18 protein-coding genes are annotated in these 22,138 nt (G+C 59.9%); 14 read left to right on the top strand and 4 right to left on the bottom strand.

Annotated elements, in window-relative coordinates:
• Positions 1 to 3 precede the first annotated feature (3 nt).
• From HF327_RS00090 to HF327_RS00075, 4 genes are all read left to right on the top strand, one after another.
• Positions 4 to 984: a DUF2157 domain-containing protein gene (locus HF327_RS00090; protein WP_169106308.1), complete on the top strand. Its 981-nt coding sequence runs from the start codon at positions 4 to 6 to the stop codon at positions 982 to 984.
• Positions 981 to 2,813: a GDYXXLXY domain-containing protein gene (locus HF327_RS00085; protein WP_169106307.1), complete on the top strand. Its 1,833-nt coding sequence runs from the start codon at positions 981 to 983 to the stop codon at positions 2,811 to 2,813. Before HF327_RS00090 ends, HF327_RS00085 begins: the two co-directional genes overlap by 4 nt.
• 137 nt (positions 2,814 to 2,950) lie before the next feature.
• A complete protein-coding gene (locus HF327_RS00080) occupies positions 2,951 to 3,730 on the top strand; it encodes an SDR family NAD(P)-dependent oxidoreductase (RefSeq protein WP_169106306.1) in 780 nt (259 codons plus the stop codon).
• A gap of 76 nt (positions 3,731 to 3,806) precedes the next feature.
• A complete protein-coding gene (locus tag HF327_RS00075; RefSeq protein ID WP_169106305.1) occupies positions 3,807 to 4,301 on the top strand; it encodes an META domain-containing protein in 495 nt (164 codons plus the stop codon).
• A 5-nt stretch (positions 4,302 to 4,306) separates the two neighbouring features.
• On the opposite strand, the gene HF327_RS00070 is transcribed toward HF327_RS00075, so the two are convergent.
• The 3 genes from HF327_RS00070 to HF327_RS00060 form a co-directional block, all read right to left on the bottom strand.
• Positions 4,307 to 4,654, bottom strand: coding sequence for a ribbon-helix-helix domain-containing protein (locus HF327_RS00070; RefSeq protein ID WP_169106304.1), 348 nt, complete (start codon positions 4,652 to 4,654; stop codon positions 4,307 to 4,309).
• Positions 4,655 to 4,750: 96 nt separating this feature from the next.
• Positions 4,751 to 5,332, bottom strand: a complete 582-nt coding sequence (locus HF327_RS00065) for a DJ-1/PfpI family protein (RefSeq protein WP_099739157.1) — start codon at positions 5,330 to 5,332, stop codon at positions 4,751 to 4,753.
• Positions 5,333 to 5,402: 70 nt separating this feature from the next.
• Positions 5,403 to 6,641: a mechanosensitive ion channel family protein gene (locus HF327_RS00060; protein WP_169106303.1), complete on the bottom strand. Its 1,239-nt coding sequence runs from the start codon at positions 6,639 to 6,641 to the stop codon at positions 5,403 to 5,405.
• A gap of 360 nt (positions 6,642 to 7,001) precedes the next feature.
• On the opposite strand from HF327_RS00060, the gene leuS reads away from it, so the two are divergent.
• From leuS to holA, 3 genes are all read left to right on the top strand, one after another.
• Positions 7,002 to 9,683: a leucine--tRNA ligase gene (leuS, locus tag HF327_RS00055; protein WP_169106302.1), complete on the top strand. Its 2,682-nt coding sequence runs from the start codon at positions 7,002 to 7,004 to the stop codon at positions 9,681 to 9,683.
• Positions 9,684 to 9,866: 183 nt separating this feature from the next.
• The gene (locus tag HF327_RS00050) at positions 9,867 to 10,376 is read left to right on the top strand and encodes an LPS-assembly lipoprotein LptE (RefSeq protein WP_169106301.1); all 510 of its coding nucleotides are present in this window, start codon (positions 9,867 to 9,869) and stop codon (positions 10,374 to 10,376) included.
• A gap of 162 nt (positions 10,377 to 10,538) precedes the next feature.
• A complete protein-coding gene (holA, locus tag HF327_RS00045) occupies positions 10,539 to 11,585 on the top strand; it encodes a DNA polymerase III subunit delta (RefSeq protein ID WP_169106300.1) in 1,047 nt (348 codons plus the stop codon).
• A 3-nt stretch (positions 11,586 to 11,588) separates the two neighbouring features.
• Here holA and HF327_RS00040 read toward each other — a convergent pair whose 3' ends face one another.
• Complete coding sequence (locus HF327_RS00040) at positions 11,589 to 11,891, bottom strand: hypothetical protein (protein ID WP_169106299.1); 303 nt, start codon at positions 11,889 to 11,891, stop codon at positions 11,589 to 11,591.
• A gap of 109 nt (positions 11,892 to 12,000) precedes the next feature.
• Here HF327_RS00040 and HF327_RS00035 point away from each other — a divergent pair, with 109 nt between their 5' ends.
• The 7 genes from HF327_RS00035 (at position 12,001) to gshB (ending at position 21,965) form a co-directional block, all read left to right on the top strand.
• Positions 12,001 to 13,281: a glutamate-5-semialdehyde dehydrogenase gene (locus HF327_RS00035; protein ID WP_169106298.1), complete on the top strand. Its 1,281-nt coding sequence runs from the start codon at positions 12,001 to 12,003 to the stop codon at positions 13,279 to 13,281.
• 84 nt (positions 13,282 to 13,365) lie between these two features.
• Positions 13,366 to 14,826, top strand: a complete 1,461-nt coding sequence (gene trkA / locus HF327_RS00030) for a Trk system potassium transporter TrkA (protein WP_169106297.1) — start codon at positions 13,366 to 13,368, stop codon at positions 14,824 to 14,826.
• 9 nt (positions 14,827 to 14,835) lie between these two features.
• On the top strand, positions 14,836 to 16,302 hold the full coding sequence (locus tag HF327_RS00025) for a TrkH family potassium uptake protein (protein ID WP_169106296.1): 1,467 nt from the start codon (positions 14,836 to 14,838) through the stop codon (positions 16,300 to 16,302).
• A 79-nt stretch (positions 16,303 to 16,381) separates the two neighbouring features.
• Positions 16,382 to 17,677, top strand: coding sequence for a glutamate--cysteine ligase (gene gshA / locus HF327_RS00020; RefSeq protein WP_099739143.1), 1,296 nt, complete (start codon positions 16,382 to 16,384; stop codon positions 17,675 to 17,677).
• A 79-nt stretch (positions 17,678 to 17,756) separates the two neighbouring features.
• On the top strand, positions 17,757 to 19,625 hold the full coding sequence (locus HF327_RS00015) for a potassium transporter Kup (protein ID WP_169106295.1): 1,869 nt from the start codon (positions 17,757 to 17,759) through the stop codon (positions 19,623 to 19,625).
• A gap of 138 nt (positions 19,626 to 19,763) precedes the next feature.
• On the top strand, positions 19,764 to 20,942 hold the full coding sequence (locus tag HF327_RS00010; protein ID WP_169106294.1) for a benzoate/H(+) symporter BenE family transporter: 1,179 nt from the start codon (positions 19,764 to 19,766) through the stop codon (positions 20,940 to 20,942).
• A 72-nt stretch (positions 20,943 to 21,014) separates the two neighbouring features.
• Entirely contained in the window at positions 21,015 to 21,965 is a 951-nt protein-coding gene (gene gshB, locus HF327_RS00005; protein WP_169106293.1) for a glutathione synthase, read from the top strand.
• The last annotated feature ends 173 nt before the right edge of the window (positions 21,966 to 22,138 follow it).

The raw sequence follows: 22,138 nt of genomic DNA, 5'->3' as shown, positions 1-22,138 counted from the left end.
GTGATGGACCCTCATCTGTATCAGGCCTCCCAGCCACTGGTGCCAGACCAAGAGCGCGTGGCGCAGCTCTATCAACTGGCGGTGTCTCCCCGCAACCCGCAAACCATGGCGTCGCGTGTGCGCACCGGCCTGCTGCTGGTAGCGGCCTTGCTATTGGGCTGTGGTCTGATTTTCTGGATTGCAGCCAACTGGCAGGAGCAGTCCCGCCTGTTCAAATTGAGCCTGATTGAAGCGGCGCTGGCGGCATCTGTGCTGGCAGCCTGTCTGTGGCCGCGTATGCGGGTGGCAGCGCTGTTCTGTGCCACGCTGGTGCTGGGCGGCTTGCTGGCTTTTGTGGGGCAGACCTATCAGACCGGGGCCGATGCCTGGCAGCTGTTTGCCGTGTGGGCCGCGCTGTCGCTGATCTGGGTGGGGATGTTGCGCAGCGACTGGTTGTGGCTGCTATGGGTGCTGATTGTGGCGCTGGGCATTGTCATGTGGACGGGGCGGCTGGATTGGGAAAATGTGTTGTTCCTCGGCAATGGCTCGCAGCTTGGCAGCTGGCTGAACATCGGGCTGTGGCTGGCGCTGCTTTGTGTGCCCACCCTGGTGTCGCTGCTGCCTGGGTTGCGGGTTCAGGGCGGCATGGGTTGGTGGTCGCACCGCGCGGCGCTGACCTGTGCGCTGGCGGTGTGGAGCAGCATGTTTGTGGCACAGATTTTTGATTTTGAGGAGCGTGGTACAGGGGCTGTAGTGGTCTGCACGCTGGCACTGGTGGCCGCCGGTCTGGTGCTGTCGCTGCACGGGCGTTTTCAGGACTATGTTTCGCTCTGCCTGGCCACGCTGGCCGTCAATGTGCTGCTGCTGTCGGCGGCGGCCCGGGTGCTGGTGAGTGCGGATATTGGGGGGCTGCTGATTTTTTCGCTGGTGGGGCTGGCCTGTCTGGGCGGCTCGGTGCGCTGGCTGGTGAGCGTGCAGCAGCGCATGCGCAAGGAGCAGGTATGACGTACTTCTCATCACAGCCCCATTGGTGGCCTGCCGCGCAGCAGCAAGGACTGGTACAGGGTGATGCAGCGCCCGCTGATGCCCATGAGCCCTCGGTGCTGGTCATTGCCATGGCCATGCTGGGCGTACTGGTCTGCATGGTTCCACTGCTCGCTTTTGCATTTTTGGGCTTGGGCGAAGAGATATTTTTAGGTAATGGCGGCATGGTGCTGGGCCTGCTGGCATTGGTCGGTGGCGGTGCTTTGCTGCGCAGCGGGCCGCAGGCTTTTACGGGGTGCGCAGGACTGGTGCTATGGCTGCTAGGCGAGGCGTTGGTGCTGATCAATCTGGGAGTCGATTACCTGGATTCCCGCCCCCACCTGTTGACGGCTTGTGTGTTGTTGGCGGCGCTGAAACTGCTGGGTGCCTGGCTGTCCCCGGCGCGCTGGATTCAGACCATCATGGGTGTGGCCTGGGCGGTAGCCGCCTGGGTTTTCTTCATGGTGCTGCAAAGCTGGTTGCCGTGGCTGTTGCCGCTGAAGTTCGATAGTCTGCTGCTGGTCGCTCTGTGGTGGCTATGGCTGCGGGCCGAACCCGCCCGGCTGGCCCGGCCCCGGCAAGGGTGGGCGCAGGAGCGCTGGGCGGTGTTTGCCGATGCCGCAATCGTCGGGGTGCTGCTGCTTGTCGCGAAGGGCAGCTACGGCAATGACTGGCTGGATGTGCAGGGGCAGATTCGCTGGAGCGAAGGCTGGGAAAAAGGCTGGAACTGGGTTGTTGTTGCGGCGCGCTGGCTGTCTGCGGCAGAGGTGCTGTTGGCTACGGCGCTGCTGGTCCGCACCTGGCGCGGCCGGGGCCTGCTGCAGGCCCGCATGGCTGCATTGCTGATGCTGGTGGGCGCTTTGCTGGCCGTGTGCGCATGGTTTCGTGCAGATCTGGGAGCCATTGCCCTGATTGCCGTTGCCGCCCTGCTGGCTGGGCGCTGGCGCATTGCTTTGTTGTGCGCGCTGCTGGGCCTAGTGGTGCTGAGTCAGTTCTATTACGAGTTGCACTGGCCGCTGGCCATCAAAGGCGTTGGCGTGGCCGTAATGGGTGCGGTACTGCTGGCGGGCCTGTGGGTGCTACGTCAGCGCACTGCCGCAGAGGCTTTGCCGCAAGCCGCGCAGCCACAGACGCGCAGCCACAAGGCACAGCTGGCCTGGATGCTGGCGGGCGCGGTGCTGGTGTTTGGCGCAGTCAACTGGGATGTGCGCGGCAAAGAGCAAGTCATTGCCCACGGCCAGCGCATTCTGGTGCCGCTGATCCCCGTAGACCCGCGGTCGCTGATGCAGGGCGACTATATGGCGCTGCGCTTTGATCTGCCGCCCGCCGTCAGCGAAGGGCTGAAAAATATCACTGCCCCTACAGCCTATGTGCGTGCCGCCGTCGATGGGCAAGGCATTGCCACGGTGCAGGCGCTGGTGAGCGACCGCAAGCGGGCTGGTGAGGGTGAGGTGATCTTGCCGCTCAAGCGGCTCAAAGGGCAGTGGGTGCTGGTGACCGATGCCTACTTCTTTCCCGAAGGGCAGGGCACGCATTTTGAAAGCGGCAAATACGGCGACTTTCGCGTGCTGCCCGACGGGCGCGCTCTGCTGGTGGGGCTGGCCGATGCCGAGGGCAAAGTCATAAAGCCTTTGCCCGGTGGCCCCATCTGGAGCAGGAAATCCGGGCCTGATGCCACCAGCCCCAGCGAGCGCGCCGCTGAGGAGTCGACCGAGGCGGACGTAGAGGCAGTGGAGAGTGCGCAGGAGCAAGTGCGGCAGGCTGCAGAGCAAGCCCAAGAGCCGCAAAAGCCCCAGAAGTCGCGCCCATAGCTGCCCTCCACATTGCGCTACCCTTGTTTAGCCTAGGTACATCCCGGAGTAAATGGGCCGCGGGCCAGCGGGGGATGCCACCAATAATCAAAAAGCCTGGTACGAGGCTTTTTTCATAACGACAGGGAGACAACGCAATGAACCGACTGGCAGGCAAGACCGCCATCATTACCGGCGGCGCACGCGGCATGGGCGCGGCCACTTGCAGGTTGTTTGTAGAGCAGGGCGCCAAAGTGGCGATTGCCGACATGCTGGAGGTCGAAGGCCGGGCACTGGCGGCCGAGCTGGGTAACGCGGCTCGTTTTTATCCCCATGACGTGACCAGCGAAGAATCCTGGGCCGCTCTGATGCGCAATGTGGAAAAAGACCTGGGTGCGGTCGATGTGCTGGTCAATAACGCAGGCGTATTGCTGTTCAAGACCTTGCTTGATACCTCGCTGGCAGACTATGAACGCATTCTCAAGGTCAATCTGGTGGGCGAGTTTCTGGGCATCAAGGCCGTGGCTCCGGGCATGGTCGAGCGCGGGCGCGGCTCCATCATCAACCTGTCTTCTGTCGACGGCATGAAGGGCGCGAACGGGCTGGCGGCCTATGCATCGAGCAAATGGGGCGTGCGGGGGCTGACCAAGGTGGCGGCCATGGAGCTGGGTCATCGTGGCGTGCGCGTGAATTCCGTGCACCCGGGCGGTGTCGATACCGCCATGGGCAACCCCGGCCAGCGCTCGCGTGAGCAGGTCAATCAAGGCTTTACCAATATTGCACTGCAGCGCGTGGGTGAGTCATCAGAAGTCGCGGCTGCCACGCTGTTTCTGGCCAGCGACGAGTCCTCTTATATGGTGGGCGCAGAAATCGTGGTGGACGGCGGCATGACCGCCGGTCATTACTATGTGGGGATGCCCGGCGCGCCGGGGATGTAATACTCCTGAAAAATGAGCTGCTAGCGCTTATGTTGTATTGGCTAGCAGCACTTTTATCCATTTATTTCTTTCTGCCATGTCTGCCACATCTCATTTCAGAGGCTTTTTTCGCCCGGCGCTGGGCGCACTGTGCATGCTGTGGGCGCTGGCAGGCTGCGCGGCCGAGGGGAATCAGGCCACAGGCACGAGCGAGGCCGAAGCCATGGCCGCAGAGCCCGCGCCGCTGCTCAATACCTACTGGAAGCTGGTGCAGATGGGGGATGGCTCGCATGTCAGCGCCTATGACAACCAGCCCGAACCGCATATCGTGCTGGAGATCGGCACCGGCCGCTTTCACGGCGCGGGTGGCTGCAACCGGCTGCGGGGCAGCTATAGCCTTGACGGGCGCTGGCTGCGCCTGTCTGCGGTGACGACGACTCGTATGGCCTGTGTGCAGGGGCGGCTCAGAGAGCAGGCGTTTCTCAGTACGCTGGCGCAGGTCAGCAGCTTTGCGGTCCAGGGCCAGAAGCTGGCGCTGACCGATGCCGATGGTCAGGTGCTGCTGCGCTTTGAGGCCGTGTATTTGCGCTGAAAGCGTCAGTGCGCAAGCGATGAGACTTCGCGCGCGGGTGGGCTGCTCAGGGAGCGAATCGGTATGCCCATGTCCTGCGGAATATCGCCCGACAGTTGCAGCGCGAGGTAGCGGGTGCAGCACACGCGCAAAAAAGAGCTGAAGTTGTCCACTGCACCGCGCTCGGCAATCAGCTCGTCATAGAGCTTGGTGCAGAGCTGCGGCACGCTGAAGCCATCACGGGCAGCGATTTCTTCCAGCACCTGCCAGAACAGGTTTTCCAGCCGGATGCTGGTTGCCACCCCATGCAGACGGATGGAGCGGGCCCGGTGGCTCCAGAGTTGTGGGTCGGCGCTGATAAAGACCTGGCACATGGCGCTGCTCTCCAAAACAAAACCGGGCCATGGTGTGGCCCGGTTGGCAGGGAGTCAAGAGGCAGACTCTTGAATTGATAGCTTCAGGCGCTTGTTTCAATGCGAAATCTTGGTGCCCAGCAGCGCTAGGAACTGTGCAATCCACGCGGGGTGCGCAGGCCAGGCGGGCGCGCTGACCAGATTGCCTTCGGTATGGGCCTGATCGACAGGGATGTCGGCATAGGTGCCGCCAGCCAGTTCCACTTCGGCGCGACAGGCAGGGTAGGCGGAGCAGGTGCGGCCCTTGAGCACGCCAGCGCCGGCCAGCAGCTGCGCGCCGTGGCAGACGGCGGCCACAGGCTTGTTGGTGTCAAAAAAGTGGCGCACAGCGGCGCGCACGCTTTCATAGCCACGCAGATACTCGGGGCCACGACCGCCGGGGATGACCAGCGCGTCGTAGTCGGCCACTTTCACGTCGGCAAACGTGGCGTTGAGCGTGAAGTTGTGGCCAGGCTTTTCGCTATAGGTCTGAGCGCCTTCAAAGTCGTGAATGGCGGTCTTGATCTGGTCGCCGGCCTTTTTGTCGGGGCAGACGGCGTGCACGGTGTGGCCGACGGCCAGCAGTGCCTGAAACGGCACCATGGTCTCGTAATCCTCGCAGTAGTCGCCGCAAATCATCAAAATCTTCTTGCCTGCCATGGTCTGTCTCCTTTGTAGGTGGTCAAACCATTGTGGGCAGGCAAGGGGCGCAGCGGGTGTTAATGGGCTACTACATTGCTGTCGGTGTGGTTGTGACAGGCCCGGGGACGGGGTAGTGCATGCCGTAGTCGGAAGAGCGCTGATACAGCTTGAGCCCAAAGTGCGGCAGCATGGCGATCAGGTGGTCGAAGATTTCGCCCTGAATCGCTTCGTACTCCACCCAGATGGTGGTGTTGGTGTAGCAGTACAGCTGCAGCGGCACACCCTGTGGCGACGGCTCCAGCGTGCGTGCCAGCAAAAACATGCCCGGCCCCTGGTGAATGCGGGGGTGGGCCAGCAGATAGGCATAGGCATAGGCTTTGAATGCGGCCAGATTGCTGACCTGATTGGGGGCGATGAGGTGGCCACTCTGGGCCGTAATGCTGCCGGGCTGTACATCGTCCACGGCCCGCAAGCCGGTTTTTTCATTCCAGTAATCGCGCAGCAGCGCAATGTCAGAAAGCGCATGCCGCTCATCTTTGGATAGCATGTGAATGCTGTGGGCATCGATGGATAGCGAGCGCTGAATGCGGCGCCCTCCGGCCTCGAACATGCCGCGCCAGTTCTTGAAGCTGTCGCTCATCAGACGCCAGGTGGGGATGGTGGTGATGGTTTTGTCAAAGTTCTGCACCTTGACGGTGTTGAGTGCGATGTCGATCACAAAGCCGTCGGCCCCGACCTGTGGCATCTCGATCCAGTCGCCCACGCGCAGCATGTCGTTGCTGCCCAGCTGCACGCCTGCGACAAAGGACAGGATGGTGTCCTTGAACACCAGCATCAGCACGGCCGACATGGCGCCCAGCCCCGACAGCAGCAGCAGGGGCGAACGGTTGAGCAGCGTGGCCACGATGAGTACGACCGCAAAGCTGCAGATCAGCAGCTTGCCCAGTTGCACATAGCTTTTGATGGAGTGGGTCTGTGCGGCGGCCTTGCGCTCTTCGTCGCGTTCGTGCGCCTCGTTCATGGCGTTGAGCAGGTCGCACAGCGCGCGTGCCAGGTGGTAGACCGTGAAGGCAATCGCCACATTGGTGATCAGCGTGCTCCAGCGCGGTTCCAGATACGGCACGCCCATCACGCCAAACTGCACGATCAGTGATGGCACGGCCTTGGCAATGCGGCGCAGCACTTTGTCGTGCATGAGAACTTGCGACCAGCCGGTCTTGAGCGTATCGCGCATGTGCCTAAACACCTTGAGCACCAGCAAGCGGGCCAGCCAGCCGGTCAGCAGTGCGGCAAAGGCCAGCGCGAACAGGGCCGCCAGCGTTTGCATGGAAGGGTTCCACTCAGAAGCAAAAGACCATAGGGAAAGCAACAACAGCTCCTCAGTAAGCAATTTCATTGGGGGGAAGGGGCGCAAGCCGATACGGTCTGACAGTCTCTGGCAGAGGGCCGGCGATGGCGGGGTAGAAAGGGTGAGACTGCTGGCAGGTGCCAAAGTTCAGCCCAAAGCTTACGCACAGCGGTATTTCCTAGCGTTGCGCGCGGGAAGCCGAGGGCTGGAAGGCGCAGCGCACTTTGCGGTCATGCGGACCGAAACTGGCGCAAGCGAGCGGGCAGCCTAAAATCCCTGCTGATTTCAGATTACTACCTTGCCGTGACCCAAGGGGGCTGGCGGCCACTGCACTGCACCATGCAAGAAAAATTCAACCACATCGACGTCGAGCGCGCCGCGCAAGATCATTGGCAAGCCAAGGACGCCTACCGCGTTACCGAAGACAGCAGCAAGCCCAAGTACTACGCCTGCTCCATGCTGCCTTACCCCAGCGGCAAGCTGCACATGGGCCATGTGCGCAACTACACCATCAACGACATGCTCACGCGTCAGCTGCGCATGAAGGGTTTCAACGTCCTCATGCCCATGGGCTGGGATGCGTTTGGTCTGCCTGCTGAAAACGCAGCCCTGAAGAACAAGGTGCCGCCTGCTCAGTGGACGTACGAGAACATCGCGTACATGAAAAAGCAGATGCAGGCCATGGGCTTGGCCATCGACTGGTCGCGTGAAATCGCTACCTGCGACCCCGAGTACTACAAATGGAACCAGTGGTTGTTCCTCAAGATGCTGGACAAGGGCATTGCCTACCGCAAGACCCAGGTCGTGAACTGGGACCCGGTGGACCAGACCGTGCTGGCCAACGAGCAAGTGATCGACGGCCGCGGCTGGCGCACTGGCGCGCTGGTGGAAAAGCGCGAGATTCCCGGTTACTACCTGGCCATCACGCAGTACGCGCAAGAGCTGCTGGACCATGTGCAGATGGGCAACGAGAAGGCCACACTGACCGGCTGGCCCGACAAGGTGCGCCTGATGCAGGAAAACTGGATCGGCAAGTCGGCGGGTGTGCGTTTTGCATTCACCCACGACATCAAGGGCGCCGACGGCAACCTGATCCAAGACGGCAAGATGTACGTCTTCACCACCCGTGCCGACACCGTCATGGGCGTGACCTTTTGCGCCGTGGCACCAGAGCATCCGCTGGCCACGTACGCCGCTGCAGACAAGCCCGAGCTGGCTGCCTTCATTGAAGAATGCAAAAAGGGCGGTACCACTGAGGCTGAACTGGCCGTTCGCGAAAAAGAAGGCAAGCCCACCGGTCTGTTCGTCACCCACCCCATCACCGGCGCGCAAGTCGAGGTGTGGATTGGCAACTACGTGTTGATGAGCTATGGCGACGGCGCCGTGATGGGCGTACCTGCCCATGACGAGCGCGACTTCCTGTTTGCCAACAAATACAACCTGCCCATCAAGCAAGTGGTGGCGGTTGAAGGCCAGGCTGCTTACGACGACAAGCAGTGGAGCGACTGGTATGGGGACAAGGAGCGCGGCGTATTGATCAACTCTGGCGAGCTGAACGGCCTGAACCACAAAGATGCCGTGCAAGCTGTGGCCAAGATTGTGGGCGACAAGGGTCTGGGCGAGCTCAAGACCACCTGGCGTCTGCGCGACTGGGGTGTGAGCCGCCAGCGCTACTGGGGCACGCCTATCCCTATCATCCACTGCGAAGACTGCGGTGCCCAGCCTGTGCCCGAGAAGGATCTGCCGGTGGTACTGCCACAGGATTTGGTGCCCGATGGCTCAGGTAACCCGCTGATCAAGAGCGAAGCGTTCCACGCCGGTGTGGTCTGCCCTTGCTGCGGCAAACCCGCCCGTCGCGAAACCGACACCATGGACACCTTCGTGGACAGCTCGTGGTACTTCATGCGCTATTGCGACGCCAAGAACAGCGAGCAGATGGTGGGCGCGGGCGCTGATTACTGGATGCGTGATCAAAATTTGGCGACCGGTGGTAGCGGCATGGACCAGTACATCGGTGGTGTGGAGCACGCCATCCTGCACTTGCTGTATGCACGCTTCTGGACCAAGGTCATGCGCGATCTGGGCCTGCTCAAGATCGACGAGCCCTTCACCAAGCTGCTGACACAGGGAATGGTGCTGCGCGGTGCGTACTCGCAGAAACTGCCCAGCGGTGCCAAGGAGTACTACTGGGAAAAGGATGTGGACGTCGCGACTTGCACGCTCAAGGCCGATGGCTCCAAGCTCGATTACGAGATGACGACCATGTCCAAGTCCAAGAACAATGGCGTGGACCCTCAGGACCTGATCGAAAAGTACGGTGCCGACACAGCGCGCCTGTACACCATGTTCACCTCGCCCCCTGAGCTGACGCTGGAGTGGAACGAGTCCGCCGTGGAAGGCAGCTACCGTTTCCTGCGCCGTGTTTACAACTTCGGCACCAAGCTGGCGGGCATGGACATGGCTTCTGCCGTGGCAGGCGTTGCCGGTGCCCAATCGCTGGACGATGTGGAGTTCAGCAAGGCTGCCAAGGCCCTGCGTCTGGAAATCCATAACGTGCTCAAGCAGGTCGAGTATGACTACTCGCGCATGCAGTACAACACCGTGGTCTCTGGCGCGATGAAGATGATCAACGCCCTGGAAGACTTCAAGGCGCTGGATGATGCAGGTGCCAAGGTCGCGCTGATCGAAGGCTTCGGCATTCTGCTGCGCGTGCTGTACCCTGCAACACCTCACGTTGCGCATGTGCTGTGGAGCGAGCTGGGCTACGCCAGCCATATGGGTGATCTGCTGGATGCCGCATGGCCTCAGTTGGACCCCAAGGCACTGGTGCAGGACGAGATTACGCTGGTGCTGCAGGTCAACGGCAAGCTGCGCGGCTCCATTCTGGTGGCTGCCGGTGCCGACAAGGCCACCATCGAAGCGGCTGCTCTGGCCCATGAGGAGTACCAGAAGTTCGCCGAAGGCAAGACACCCAAGAAAATCATTGTGGTGCCCGGTCGTCTCGTGAACGTGGTCATTTAAGGCTCCCCCTGAGGCGCTTTGCGCCTTCCCCTCTCTCGCCTTGCTTGGCAATGCGGGAAGGGGACAATACCTTCGCTGCGGGGCGGCCCTTGCTCGGAATGACTGGCGTAAGGCGATTCCGTCCGTAGTGGCTCCTGCCACGTCTTTGGGATTGGCAGGGTTTTGTAGATAAAAGGACAGTTGATGCAAAAACGTACGCTGCTGGCCGCCATGGCCTTGACGCCTTTGCTGGGAGCCTGCGGATTCCGTTTGCGCGGTGCGCCGAACTTTGTGTTCCGCTCCATTTATGTGCAGGCTGGGCGCGGTTCACCCGTGGGCACTTTGTTGCGTCGCAATCTGGAGTCGTCCAGTGACAAGCTGGAGGTCATTAAAGATCCTGCGTCACCCGATACAGCGGAGGTGATCTGCCAGATCGTCAGCGAGCAGGCCCAGCGCATCATCATCGGCTCCAACGTCGCCGGTCAGGTTCGTGAAATCGAGCTGCGACTGATCGTGCGCTTTGCCCTGCGCACCCCCGGTGGCGATGCCGTGATCGAGCCGACCGAGATTCGTCAGATTCGCAACGTGACCTATAACGAAACCAATGCCTTGTCCAAGGCTGCAGAAGAAGAAATGCTGAACAAGGACATGCGCAATGACATCGTTCAGCAAATCATTCGCCGTCTGGCGGCTGTAAAGACGTTGAATCCCTGAGGTGCTTCGCGGCTCCCCCTGAAAGGGGCGCCGCCTCGCTGTGGGGTGGCCCTTGCTTGCAGTCTCTTGCGTGCAGTGATGAACGACAGTGGTTTTATTTTGATAGCTGCTAACGCTTTATTGATGAGCGCTGCAGGCATTTTTCAATAGAAATATATTCTCATGCAGCTTGCGCTGAACCAGCTTTCCTCTCATCTGGCCAAGGGCTTGCGCTCGCTCTATGTGCTGCATGGGGACGAGCCGCTGCAGCTGCAGGAAGCGGCAGACGCCATTCGCGCTTCGGCGCGTGCGCAGGGTTACACCGAGCGCAGCAGCTACACCGTGATGGGCACGCACTTTGACTGGAGTGCGGTGCTGGCGGCGGGGGGCTCTTTATCCCTGTTTGCTGACAAGCAGATTCTGGAAGTCCGCATCCCCAGCGGAAAGCCGGGCAAAGAGGGGGGCGCTGCGCTGCAGCAACTGGCCAGCAGTGCGCAGGGTAATGACAGCACGTTAACGCTGATCAGCCTGCCGCGACTGGATAAGGCCACGCGCACGGGAGCATGGTTTTCGGCGCTGGATGCACAGGGCGTCACCATTCAGGTCGAGCCCATCGAGCGTGGCGCGTTGCCGCACTGGATTGCCCAGCGGCTGGCGCTGCAAAACCAGCGCGTGGCGGCGGGCGAGCAAGGCCAGCGCACGCTGCAGTTCTTTGCGGACCGTGTGGAAGGTAACTTGCTGGCTGCGCACCAGGAGATTCAGAAGCTGGCGCTGCTGCACCCCGAAGGGGAGCTGAGCTTCGAGCAGGTCGAGCAGGCCGTGCTCAACGTGGCGCGCTACGACGTGTTCAAACTGTCAGAAGCCGTGCTCTCCGGTCAGGTCGTGCGCAGCATGCGCATGCTGGATGGCCTTCAGGCCGAGGGCGAGGCGGAAGTACTGGTGCACTGGGCACTGGCCGAAGATATTCGCAATATCAAGCGCGTAAAAGATGCAATGGCAGGCGGCAAGCCCTTGCCCATGGCGCTGCGTGAGAATCGCATCTGGGGACCCAAGGAGCGGCTGATGGAGCGCTTGCTGCCCCGCGTCAGCGATGCGCGCGCTGCCGAGTTGTTGCAGTCGGCCCATGCCGTGGACGGCATTGTCAAAGGACTGCCCAGCGAAGGCTGGCCGCGCGATAGCTGGCAGGCCTTGCGCCAACTGGCCATGCAGTTGGCACAGGCCGGGCGCTGATCTTCAGGCGTTTAGCTGGCCCTGCGCCTTGTCAGACCACATCTGCAGATTGTCCAGCAGGCCTTTCTGACTGAAAGAGCAGCTTTCCTCGGTAAACAGCGCACTGGATTCCAGTCGGTCCAGCAGATTGAACAAGACTTCGCTATAGCGCGGTGGCAGTGTCTGCAGCAGGGCCGTGGCGGTGCGCGCCTGCTGGCTGAGGGTGGCGGCCGAGATCTGCGCTTGCGCCAGTTGCTCAAAGCCGCTGCGCAGTTGCTGGAGCTGGCGTGTGGCTTCTAGAAGCGTGGGCGAGGTGGTGGCGGTCATGAGGGTCTCCTTGCAATTTTGCTGCTCAGTGTAGGTGGCGGTTGCGAGATAAATACGCTCTTGCATGGGCTTGTCTGCGCAAAGCCCGCAACTCGGCGAAAATCACCATATGAACGCGCTCAACACCGTCGAATACATGCACCACCTTGGCGTACAGGCAAAAGCGGCCTCTGCGCTGATGGCTAGTGCGTCTGCAGCTACTAAAAACAAAGCACTCAAGGCGCTTGCCCGCCTGCTGCGCGCGCATGTCGAGCCGCTGCAGATCGACAACGCCAAGGATCTGGAGCGTGCTGTGGCCAATGGCCTGGCCGCTCCCATGGTCGATAGACTGCGCCTGACCCCCAAGGTTCTGGAGACCTGCGCCGAAGGCTGCGAGCAGCTGGCAGCCATGCCCGATGCGATTGGCGAGATCAGCGGCCTCAAGCAGATGCCCAGCGGTATTCGTGTCGGTCAGATGCGTGTGCCCATCGGCGTGTTCGGCATGATTTACGAAAGCCGCCCCAATGTGACGATTGAAGCGGCCAGCCTGTCTATCAAGAGCGGCAATGCCTGCATCTTGCGTGGCGGCTCCGAGGCCATCGAGTCCAACAAGGCGCTGGCCAAGCTGGTGGCCCAGGCGCTGGCTGAGGCAGGTCTGCCTGAAAACGGCGTGCAGCTGGTTGGCACGACCGACCGCGATGCCGTGGGTCAGCTGATTGCCATGCCTGACTATGTCGATGTCATCATCCCCCGTGGTGGCAAGGGCCTGATCGAGCGCATCAGTCGCGAAGCCAAGGTGCCTGTCATCAAGCATCTGGATGGAAACTGCCATACCTATGTGGACGACCCCTGCGACATCGCCATGGCGGTGAAAGTGGCCGATAACGCCAAGACCAGCAAGTACAGCCCCTGCAACGCCAGCGAAAGTCTGCTGGTGGCGCGCGCCGTGGCGGCAGAATTTTTGCCCCAGATTGGCGCTGTCTTTGCCGCCAAGGGTGTGGAAATGCGCTGTGATGCCGAGGCACTGGCCATTTTGCAATCGGTCAAGGATGCCAAGCTGGCCGAAGCCGCCGAGCAAGACTGGTACGAGGAATATCTGGCTCCCATCATCAGCGTGAAGCTGGTGGATGGCGTGGATGAGGCCATCGCCCACATCAACAAATACTCCAGCCACCATACCGAGTCCATACTGACGACCAATCATCAGCATGCGCAGAAATTTTTGCGCGAGGTGGACTCGTCCAGCGTCATGGTCAACACCAGCACCCGCTTTGCCGATGGCTTTGAGTACGGTCTGGGGGCCGAAATCGGCATCAGCACCGACAAGTTCCATGCGCGTGGTCCTGTGGGCATTGAAGGCCTGACGTCGCTCAAATACGTGGTCTTGGGCGACGGCGAAGTCCGCGGCTGAAGACTGCCTGCCGGGGGAGGCCATCAGCGGCCTTCTCCAGCGTTGAATTGATACCGCAGCTTGGGTTCCCCTCTCCATAACACCATGAAAATCATTATTCTGGGTGCCGGGCGCGTAGGTCAAAGTGTGGCCGAGAGTCTGGTTTCCGAGCAAAACGGAATCACTGTCATCGACACCAATGCACGCGCCTTGCGTGATCTGGAGTCGCGCTTTGACCTGCGCGGCGTGGTCGGCAATGGCATTGACCCGCAGGTGCTAGCCGAGGCGGGAGCCAAAGATACGGACTTGCTCATCGCCTGTGCGTCTATGGATGAGACCAACCTGGTCTGCTGCAAGATTGCGCAGGCCATGTTTGATATTCCCACCCGCATTGCGCGCGTGCGCTCCTCCAGCTTTGCGGCCGATGATCCGGTGCTGGGCAAAGATGGCTTTGCGGTAGACCGCATCATCTGCCCGGAAGAATCCGTCACCAACTACATCAGCAAGCTTATTGAGTACCCCGAAGCCATGCAGGTGCGCTCCTTTGCGGGTGGCCGTGCAGCGCTGGCCTCGGTTCGCGCCCGTGCGGGAGCGCCTGCGGTGGGCTTGCAAATTGCCCAGGTGCGCGAACGTATGCCCGCGCTGGCCATGCGCATCGTGGCCATCTACCGCCGCTTTATGGATGAGCCTGACCGCTTTGTGCGCTGTGATGGCAGTACGCGCATTGAGCCCGGTGATGAGGTTTTCATGCTGGCCGCGACCGAGCATGTGCCGGAGGCGCTGAAAGCCATCAACCTGCCAGAGGGACGTCCAAGTCGGCCAGTCTATCGCATCATGATTGCGGGTGGCGGTCAGCTCAGCCTGCGTCTGGCCAGGAAGCTGGCGCAAACGCCTGGGCGCTTTCACGTCAAGATCATCGAACACAATGCGCAGCAATGCCTGAGCCTTGCGTCCGCCCTGCCTGCCGAAGTGCTGGTGCTGGAGGGTGACGCCACGGATGAGGACTTGCTGGAGGAAGAGGGCATCGAAGAGGTGGACCTGTTCCTGGCGCTCACGGATGACGATGAGGACAACATCATGTCCAGCCTGCTGGCCAAGCGCATGGGCGCGCGCCGCGTGCTGTCGCTCATCAACCGCCGTGCCTATGCCGATTTGATGCATGGCACGCAGATTGATATTGCGCTATCCCCCGCGCAGGCCATGCTGGGCGAGTTTCTGGCCTATGTGCGCCGTGGTGATGTACAAGCCGTGCACAGCCTGCGCCGTGGTGTGGCCGAGGCGCTGGAAATTGTGGCGCGCGGCGACCGAAAAAGCTCGCGCGTGGTGGGCCGCAAGGTGGAAGAGCTGCGCCTGCCTGAGGAGGTGCACATTGGGCTTATCGTGCGCGGCATCCCCGAAGGCAAGACCTGCGAAGAGGTTGCTGGCTTGCCGCTGGAGACCGAGGTCATCATTCCGCGCAGCAATACGGTGATCGAATCCGGCGACCATGTGGTGTTCTTCCTGCCTAACAAGCGGCTGGTGCGCAACGTGGAAAACCTGTTCCGCGTCAGCGCAACCTTTTTCTAAGCTGCTCCCATGAAAGACCTGCTTCCTGTCCTGCGCGTGCTGGGCATGTTGATGATCATGTTTGCCGCTTCCATGCTGCTGCCTTTTGGCGTCTCATGGTTCATGCAGGATGGCATCTGGCGCATCTACCCCTGGGCGATTGGCCTGACCGTAAGCGTAGGCCTGCTGCTGTGGGGCGGTCTGCATCGCTACAAGCAGGACTTGCAGCCGCGCCATGGTGTGATTCTGGTGACGCTGGTGTGGGTGGTGCTGCCGCTGTGCGCCATGGTGCCGCTGATGATGGGGCTGAGCCGAGTGGGTATCTCCATCAGTTTTACCCATGCCTATTTTGAAGCCGTGTCTGGCCTGACGACAGCTGGCGCGACCGTGCTCAATGGACTGGATCAGCTGCCGGTATCCATCAATGTGTGGCGTACTTTCATGCAGTGGATGGGCGGCATGGGGATTCTGATTCTGGCCGTGGCTATTTTGCCGCTGCTGGGCGTTGGGGGTGCACAACTGTTTCGCGCCGAGGCGGCAGGCCCTGTTAAAGATACCAAGCTCACGCCGCGCATTACCGAAACCGCCAAGGGCCTGTGGGGCGTTTATGCGCTGTTTTCCACAGGTTGCTTTCTGGCGTTCTGGGCCTTGGGCATGCAGCCGCTCGATGCGCTGATGCATATGTTTGCCACGGTGAGCTTGGGCGGCCTTTCGTCGCACGACGCCAGCTTTGCTTATTTCAACTCTCCTCTGCTGGAGGCCGCTGCGCTGCTGTTCATGCTGCTGGCCAGCTGCAACTTTGCGCTGTACTTTGTGGCCATGCGCAAGGGCCGACTTGACAGCTTTATGCGTGACCCCGAAATGCGCGCCACGATTGGTGTGCTAGTGGGCGCGGGCCTGCTGGTGGCGCTGCTGCTCTGGGTCAAAGGCGTGTACGGCCCGCTGGATGCACTGCGCTTTGGCATGTTCCACACGGTCTCGGTGGCGACCACCACGGGCTTTTCCACCACAGACTATCTTTCCTGGCCGGTTTTTATTCCTGTACTGCTGCTGCTGCTTTCCGGGGTCGCCACCAGCGCGGGCTCGACGGGCGGCGGCATCAAGATGGTGCGCATGCTGATTCTGGTCAAACAGGCCCGACGCGAAATGACGCGACTTGTGCATCCGCGTGCTGTACAACCCGTGCGTCTGGGCGATGCAGTGGTGGATAACCCGATGATTTTTTCGGTGCTGGCCTACATGCTGGTCTATGGCGCCACGGTCATTGTGTTGAGCATGGTGTTGTTGCTGACGGACCTTGATCCTCTGACTGCTTTTTCTGCTGTTCTGGCCAGTGTGCATTGCATGGGGCCAGGACTGGGGGCGATTGGGCCTGCATCCAACTACACGGTGTTGACTGATTTCCAGATCTGGGTGTGTACTCTAGCCATGCTGCTGGGGCGGCTTGAGATACTGAGTTTTATGGCTTTGCTGACGCCGGCGTTCTGGCGTCGCTGAGACAAAAAACTAGGGAAAACACCTATCTCATGCTCCAATCTCTACAATCGCACCCCACCACCGTCTCCTGAGGGTATTTATGGTTCCACATCTTGTCACGGCTTTGACCGGCCCCATTAACGAACTTGAGCAGCGCGTTCTCGATTCAATGCCTGCCATCGAGCGTTGGTTCCGCCTTGAATGGATGGAGCACACGCCACCGTTCTATTGTTCGGTGGACATTCGTAATGCGGGTTTCAAGCTGGCACCAGTGGACACCAACCTGTTTCCAGGTGGCTGGAACAATCTCACCGATGAAATGCTGCCATTGGCCGTACAGGCTGCGATGGCTGCTATCGAAAAGATATGTCCTGAAGCGCGCAATCTGCTCATCATTCCCGAGAACCACACGCGCAACACCCACTATCTGGCCAGCGTGCTGCAGCTCAAGCGCATCTTCTCCATGGCGGGGCTCAATGTGCGCATTGGCTCCATCAGCCCTGAGATCAAGAAGACACTGTCCATCACTTTGCCGTTGGGTGATGTGATTCAGCTTGAGCCGGTGATTCGCAGCAAGCGCCGTCTGGGCCTCAAGGATTTCGACCCCTGCACCATCCTGCTGAACAATGACTTGTCCACAGGCGTGCCCGGTATTGTCGAAGAGCTGTACGAGCAATATCTTTTGCCACCTTTGCATGCAGGCTGGAATGTGCGCCGCAAGAGTCGCCATTTCCAGAGCTATGAAGAAGTCGGCAAGCGCTTTGGCAAGTTGCTGGGGATTGACCCGTGGCTGATCAACCCGCTGTTTGGTCAGGTGGAAAATATCGACTTTGCCGAAGGTACGGGCATGGACGCGCTGGCCGATCAGGTCGATGTGATCCTCTCCAAGGTGCGCCGCAAGTACAAGGAATACGGCATCAAGGAAAAGCCGTTTGCCGTGGTCAAGGCCGACAACGGCACCTACGGCATGGGCGTGATGACCGTGCGCGATGCCAAGGAGCTGGCTGCACTGCCGCGCAAGAGCCGTAACAAGATGGGCATCATCAAGGACGGCCAGACCGTGCATGACGTCATCGTGCAGGAAGGCGTGCTGACCTATGAGCGCATGCACAATGCCGTGGCCGAGCCCGTGGTCTACATGATGGATCGCTATGTGGTTGGCGGTTTCTACCGCATGCACCCCGAGCGCGGCGAGGACGAAAACCTCAACGCCCCCGGTGCCGGCTATGTACCGCTGGCCTTCCAGCAGAGCAATCACCTGCCTCAAGCGGGAATGCGCCCCGGTGCCAGCGCGCCTAATCGCTTCTATATGTATGGCGTGGTAGCACGTTTGGCCATGTTGGCGGCGAGCTATGAGCTGGAAGCCACTAATCCTGACGCAGAAATCTACGACTGATATCGCATGTGCGTGGGACAGCGCACAATGCCGTCAATTTCATCACTCGGTGACTGCCTTACGAGTCGCTTCCTGACCTGTGCAAAATTCGAAATCCTCGCTAGGCGCCCTGACTTTGGGTGCAATTGGTGTTGTCTATGGAGACATCGGCACCAGTGTTTTGTACTCGGTCAAGGAGGTTTTCGGCTCAGGCCATGTGCCTTTTACGCCGGCCAACGTCTACGGCGTGCTCTCGGTACTGTTCTGGACGCTGACGGTCATCGTCTCCCTCAAATACGTGGTGCTCGTGCTGCGCGCCGACAACAACGGCGAGGGCGGTCTGGTAGCCATGCTGGCTCTGGCATCGCAAACCGTCAAAGACAAGCCGCGCCTCTCCAGTGCGCTGTTTCTGGTGGGCATGTTCGGTACTTCGCTGTTCTATGGCGATGGGGTGATTACCCCGGCAATCTCGGTGCTCTCGGCGGTTGAGGGACTGGAAGTCATCTCGCCGCACTTCACCAAGGCCGTGATTCCGCTGACGCTGGTGATTCTGTTTCTGCTGTTTTTTGTGCAAAAACGCGGTACGGCAGGCATTGGCAAGTTCTTTGGTCCCCTTACGGTCGCCTGGTTTGCCTGTATCGCCTTGCTGGGTGTACGCCAGATCATGGGCCACCCTGAAATTTTGGCGGGTCTGAGCCCGCACTACGCCGTACTGTTCATCTGGAACAACCCCGGCACCAGCTTCATCATTCTGGGCGCGGTGGTGCTCTGCGTGACCGGTGCGGAAGCGCTGTATGCCGACTTGGGGCATTTTGGCAAAAAACCGATTCGTCTGGCCTGGTTCAGCATCGCCATGCCAGCGCTGACGCTGAACTACTTCGGGCAGGGAGCGCTGCTGCTGGCCAACCCAGAGGCCGTGAAGAACCCGTTTTTCATGATGGCACCGAGTTGGGCCCTGCTGCCGCTGGTCATCATGGCCACCATGGCCACCGTGATTGCCTCGCAGGCGCTGATTACGGGTGCCTTCAGCGTGACCCGTCAGGTCATTCAGCTGGGTTACTTTCCGCGCTTTGAGGTACGCCACACCAGCGTGAAGGAAACCGGTCAGATCTATATGCCGCTGGTCAACTGGGGTCTGTTTGTGGCGATTGCGCTGGCCGTGTTGCTGTTCAGAAGCAGTGGCAATCTGGCGGCGGCCTACGGTATTGCGGTGACGCTGGACATGTTGATCACCACCATGCTGACTTTCTTTGTGATTCGCTATCGCTGGAATTACCCGCTGGCCCTGTGCCTGCTGAGCACTGGTTTCTTCTTCTTGGTGGACTTGGCTTTCTTTGCTTCCAATCTGCTCAAGCTGTTTGAAGGCGGCTGGTTCCCCTTGCTGATTGGTGGTACGGTCTTCACCCTGATGATGACCTGGCGCCGCGGACGTGATCTGCTGCATCAGAAGCTGCAGGCGGACGCTCTCAATCTGCGTGATTTTCTGGAATCCACCTGGCGCCATCCACCCATGCGCGTGCCGGGCACGGCAGTGTTCCTCTCGGGTGAGCCGGGCACAGTGCCCCATGCGCTGCTGCACAACCTCAAGCACAACAAGGTGCTGCATGAGCGCAATCTCTTTGTGACCGTGCGCAATCATGAGGTGCCGTGGGTAGGGCTGGATAAGCGGGTCGAGTCCGAGTCGCTGGGAGGCGACTGCTGGGAAGTCATGATTCACTATGGCTTCAAGAATGAGCCCGATGTGCCCGCCGCACTGGCGCAGCTGCGCACCCAGGGCTGTTTGCTGGACCCCATGTCCACCAGCTACTTTCTGTCGCGCGATGTGATCATTCCGCGCATGAACAACTCCATGGCGCACTGGAGGGAGAAGCTGTTTGCCCAGATGCACCGCAACGCCAGCCGTGTGGCAGACTTTTTGCACCTGCCTAGCAATTCGGTGGTGGAGCTGGGCTCCAAGATTGAGTTGTAAGAAATTTGACTCAAATAGTGCTTTAGCGCTTTATAGATAAGCGCTAGCAGCTACTAATTCGATAGCTCAATGTTTGAGCTGCACGTGTCGTCACGCATGCGGCATAAAATCTGGCCGCCCAGATGCCAGAATGCGCAGATGCGCTTTTTCAAAGACTTGAGTCCTGCCGCTGTCGCCGCAGGCTTTGTGGCGGTTTTGGTGGGTTTCACCAGCTCGGTGGCTCTGGTGTTTCAGGCGGCGCAGGCTTTTCATGCCACGCCTGAGCAAATTACCTCCTGGATCTGGGCGCTGGGTCTGGGCATGGGGCTTTGCTCGCTGGTGCCCTCGCTTATTTTGCGCATGCCCGTCATGGTCGCCTGGTCCACGCCGGGGGCGGCGGTATTGGCTACGGCCGGTCTGGCGGGTGGTTTTTCCATGGGGGAGGCCATTGGAGCCTTCATCGTCAGCGCGGCGTTCATCATTCTGGTGGGCGTGACAGGCTGGTTCGAGCGCATCATGAACCGCATGCCTATGGAAATTGCCTCGGCCCTGCTAGCAGGGGTGCTGGCCAAGTTTGGCATGCAGGCCTTTTCGGCGGCAGAGAGCAATCTGTCTTTGGTGCTGGTCATGCTGCTGGCCTACCTGCTGTCGCGCCGCATGGTTCCGCGTTACGCCGTCATCATGACCTTGCTGGTTGGCACGCTCTGGGCTGCACTGCGGGGGCAGATGCAGTGGTCTGCCGTGCATGCCGGGCTGGCGATTCCGGTTTATACCGCCCCGGTGTTCTCGCTGCAGGCGCTCATCAGTCTGGCCTTGCCACTGTTTGTGGTGACCATGGCGTCGCAGAATCTGCCAGGTGTGGCGGTAATCCGCGCTACAGGCTATCCAATTCCGGTGTCTCGCATCATCAGCACCACGGGTGTTGCGACCTTGCTGCTGGCACCGTTTGGTGGCTATGCCCTGAATCTAAGCGCCATTACTGCTGCTATCTGCATGGGTGATGAGGCGCATGAGGATAGGAACAAGCGCTACACCGCTGCAGCTGTGTGCGGGTTGCTATATATATTGATAGGCATCTTTGGTGCCATTGTCACCGGGTTGCTGACGGCATTTCCTAAAGAATTGGTCGCTTGCATTGCGGGTTTAGCCCTGCTTGGTTCCATTGGTGGCGGTATGGCAACCGCTTTCAAAGATGAAAGACACCGTGAGGCGGCGCTCATTACCTTCCTCGTTACGCTCAGTGGCGTAGTCATTGGCGGTGTGGGCTCGGCATTCTGGGGTGTGGTTGCTGGTAGTCTGGCTTTGTTCGTCCAGAGCTTCCGAGCCCGGGCGGTTTGATCATCTGCTGCCATTTTGTGGTGTTATGCCAGGCTGGGCATGATGCCCATATCTAGCTATAGAGTTATCACCATGCAAATACTGTTTGTCGCCGATCCGCTGGAATCCTTTGTCATCTACAAAGACTCCACCTTTGCCATGATGCGCGAGGCCCAGCGCCGTGGTCACCAGATCGTGGCCTGCGAGCCCAAGCACATCTCTTGGCAAAGCGGTGGCAAGGTCAAAGCGCTGGTGCGCTACATCTCGTTGACCGGTAATAAGGAGGCTTGGTTTGATGAAACGGCCAGTAAAGCGGTGAACCTGGCTGACTTTGGCGCCATCGTCATGCGCAAGGATCCTCCTTTTGATTCGGAGTTCTTCTACGCCACGCACATGCTCAGCCAAGCCGAGCGTGAAGGTGCCAAGGTCTTCAACAAGCCCAGCGCCCTGCGCGAGCACCCCGAAAAGCTCGCCATCATGGAGTTTGCGCAGTTCATCTCACCCACCTTGGTTACGCGCAGCGCTCAGGACATCCGTGCGTTCCATGAAGAGCACAAAGACATCATTCTCAAGCCACTTGATGGCATGGGCGGCATGGGTATCTTCCGCGTGGGTGAAGATGGCCGCAATCTGGGCAGCATCATCGAAACCCTGAATCAGGGTGGCGCAATCAGTGTCATGGTGCAGAAGTTCCTGCCCGACATCGTTCAGGGCGACAAGCGAATCCTCATTATTGGTGGTAAGCCCGTTCCCTTCTGTCTGGCTCGCATCCCTCAAGGCAATGAAGTGCGGGGTAACTTGGCTGCAGGCGGTAAAGGCGTGGCCCAGCCCTTGGTTGAACAAGACAAAGCCATTGCAGAGTTCATCGGTGCAGAACTGGTCAAGCGTGGCTTGCTACTCATTGGTCTGGATGTCATCGGCCATAACGTTACCGAGATCAATGTGACCAGTCCCACCTGCTTTCAGGAGATCTTTGATCAGACGGGTTGTGACGTCGCAGCACTGTTTGTCGATGCCTTGGAATCAGCGGCCCTGTCCATATAAGAAAAGAAGGCAGACAGGCAAGGCCTGTCTGCCTTCTTTTTCGACGGTCTTTGTATGGGTTGCAAAGCGCTCGATTTTTTGTGTACAATGCAAGGCTGCGCTAAACGAGATCACTTGGTTTTCTCGAGGTAAATCAAGAAATTGAGATGCTAAAAGTTGTGCTAGAATTCAAG

It is taken from the genome of Comamonas suwonensis (assembly GCF_012844455.2).
GTDB classification, from domain to species: domain Bacteria; phylum Pseudomonadota; class Gammaproteobacteria; order Burkholderiales; family Burkholderiaceae_C; genus Comamonas; species Comamonas suwonensis.
This window is presented reverse-complemented; position numbering and strand designations above follow the sequence as displayed.

What these genes read in the sequence shown, in the direction of transcription:
- gshA (WP_099739143.1), top strand. Translation starts at nt 16,382, where the DNA reads ATGGTTCCACATCTTGTCACGGCTTTGACCGGCCCCATTAACGAACTT.
- HF327_RS00060 (WP_169106303.1), bottom strand. Translation starts at nt 6,641, where the DNA reads ATGCAAACGCTGGCGGCCCTGTTCGCGCTGGCCTTTGCCGCACTGCTG.
- HF327_RS00050 (WP_169106301.1), top strand. Translation starts at nt 9,867, where the DNA reads ATGCAAAAACGTACGCTGCTGGCCGCCATGGCCTTGACGCCTTTGCTG.
- holA (WP_169106300.1), top strand. Translation starts at nt 10,539, where the DNA reads ATGCAGCTTGCGCTGAACCAGCTTTCCTCTCATCTGGCCAAGGGCTTG.
- HF327_RS00080 (WP_169106306.1), top strand. Translation starts at nt 2,951, where the DNA reads ATGAACCGACTGGCAGGCAAGACCGCCATCATTACCGGCGGCGCACGC.
- gshB (WP_169106293.1), top strand. Translation starts at nt 21,015, where the DNA reads ATGCAAATACTGTTTGTCGCCGATCCGCTGGAATCCTTTGTCATCTAC.
- leuS (WP_169106302.1), top strand. Translation starts at nt 7,002, where the DNA reads ATGCAAGAAAAATTCAACCACATCGACGTCGAGCGCGCCGCGCAAGAT.
- HF327_RS00025 (WP_169106296.1), top strand. Translation starts at nt 14,836, where the DNA reads ATGAAAGACCTGCTTCCTGTCCTGCGCGTGCTGGGCATGTTGATGATC.
- HF327_RS00040 (WP_169106299.1), bottom strand. Translation starts at nt 11,891, where the DNA reads ATGACCGCCACCACCTCGCCCACGCTTCTAGAAGCCACACGCCAGCTC.
- HF327_RS00070 (WP_169106304.1), bottom strand. Translation starts at nt 4,654, where the DNA reads ATGTGCCAGGTCTTTATCAGCGCCGACCCACAACTCTGGAGCCACCGG.
- HF327_RS00035 (WP_169106298.1), top strand. Translation starts at nt 12,001, where the DNA reads ATGAACGCGCTCAACACCGTCGAATACATGCACCACCTTGGCGTACAG.
- trkA (WP_169106297.1), top strand. Translation starts at nt 13,366, where the DNA reads ATGAAAATCATTATTCTGGGTGCCGGGCGCGTAGGTCAAAGTGTGGCC.
- HF327_RS00090 (WP_169106308.1), top strand. Translation starts at nt 4, where the DNA reads ATGGACCCTCATCTGTATCAGGCCTCCCAGCCACTGGTGCCAGACCAA.
- HF327_RS00010 (WP_169106294.1), top strand. Translation starts at nt 19,764, where the DNA reads ATGCGCTTTTTCAAAGACTTGAGTCCTGCCGCTGTCGCCGCAGGCTTT.
- HF327_RS00085 (WP_169106307.1), top strand. Translation starts at nt 981, where the DNA reads ATGACGTACTTCTCATCACAGCCCCATTGGTGGCCTGCCGCGCAGCAG.
- HF327_RS00065 (WP_099739157.1), bottom strand. Translation starts at nt 5,332, where the DNA reads ATGGCAGGCAAGAAGATTTTGATGATTTGCGGCGACTACTGCGAGGAT.
- HF327_RS00075 (WP_169106305.1), top strand. Translation starts at nt 3,807, where the DNA reads ATGTCTGCCACATCTCATTTCAGAGGCTTTTTTCGCCCGGCGCTGGGC.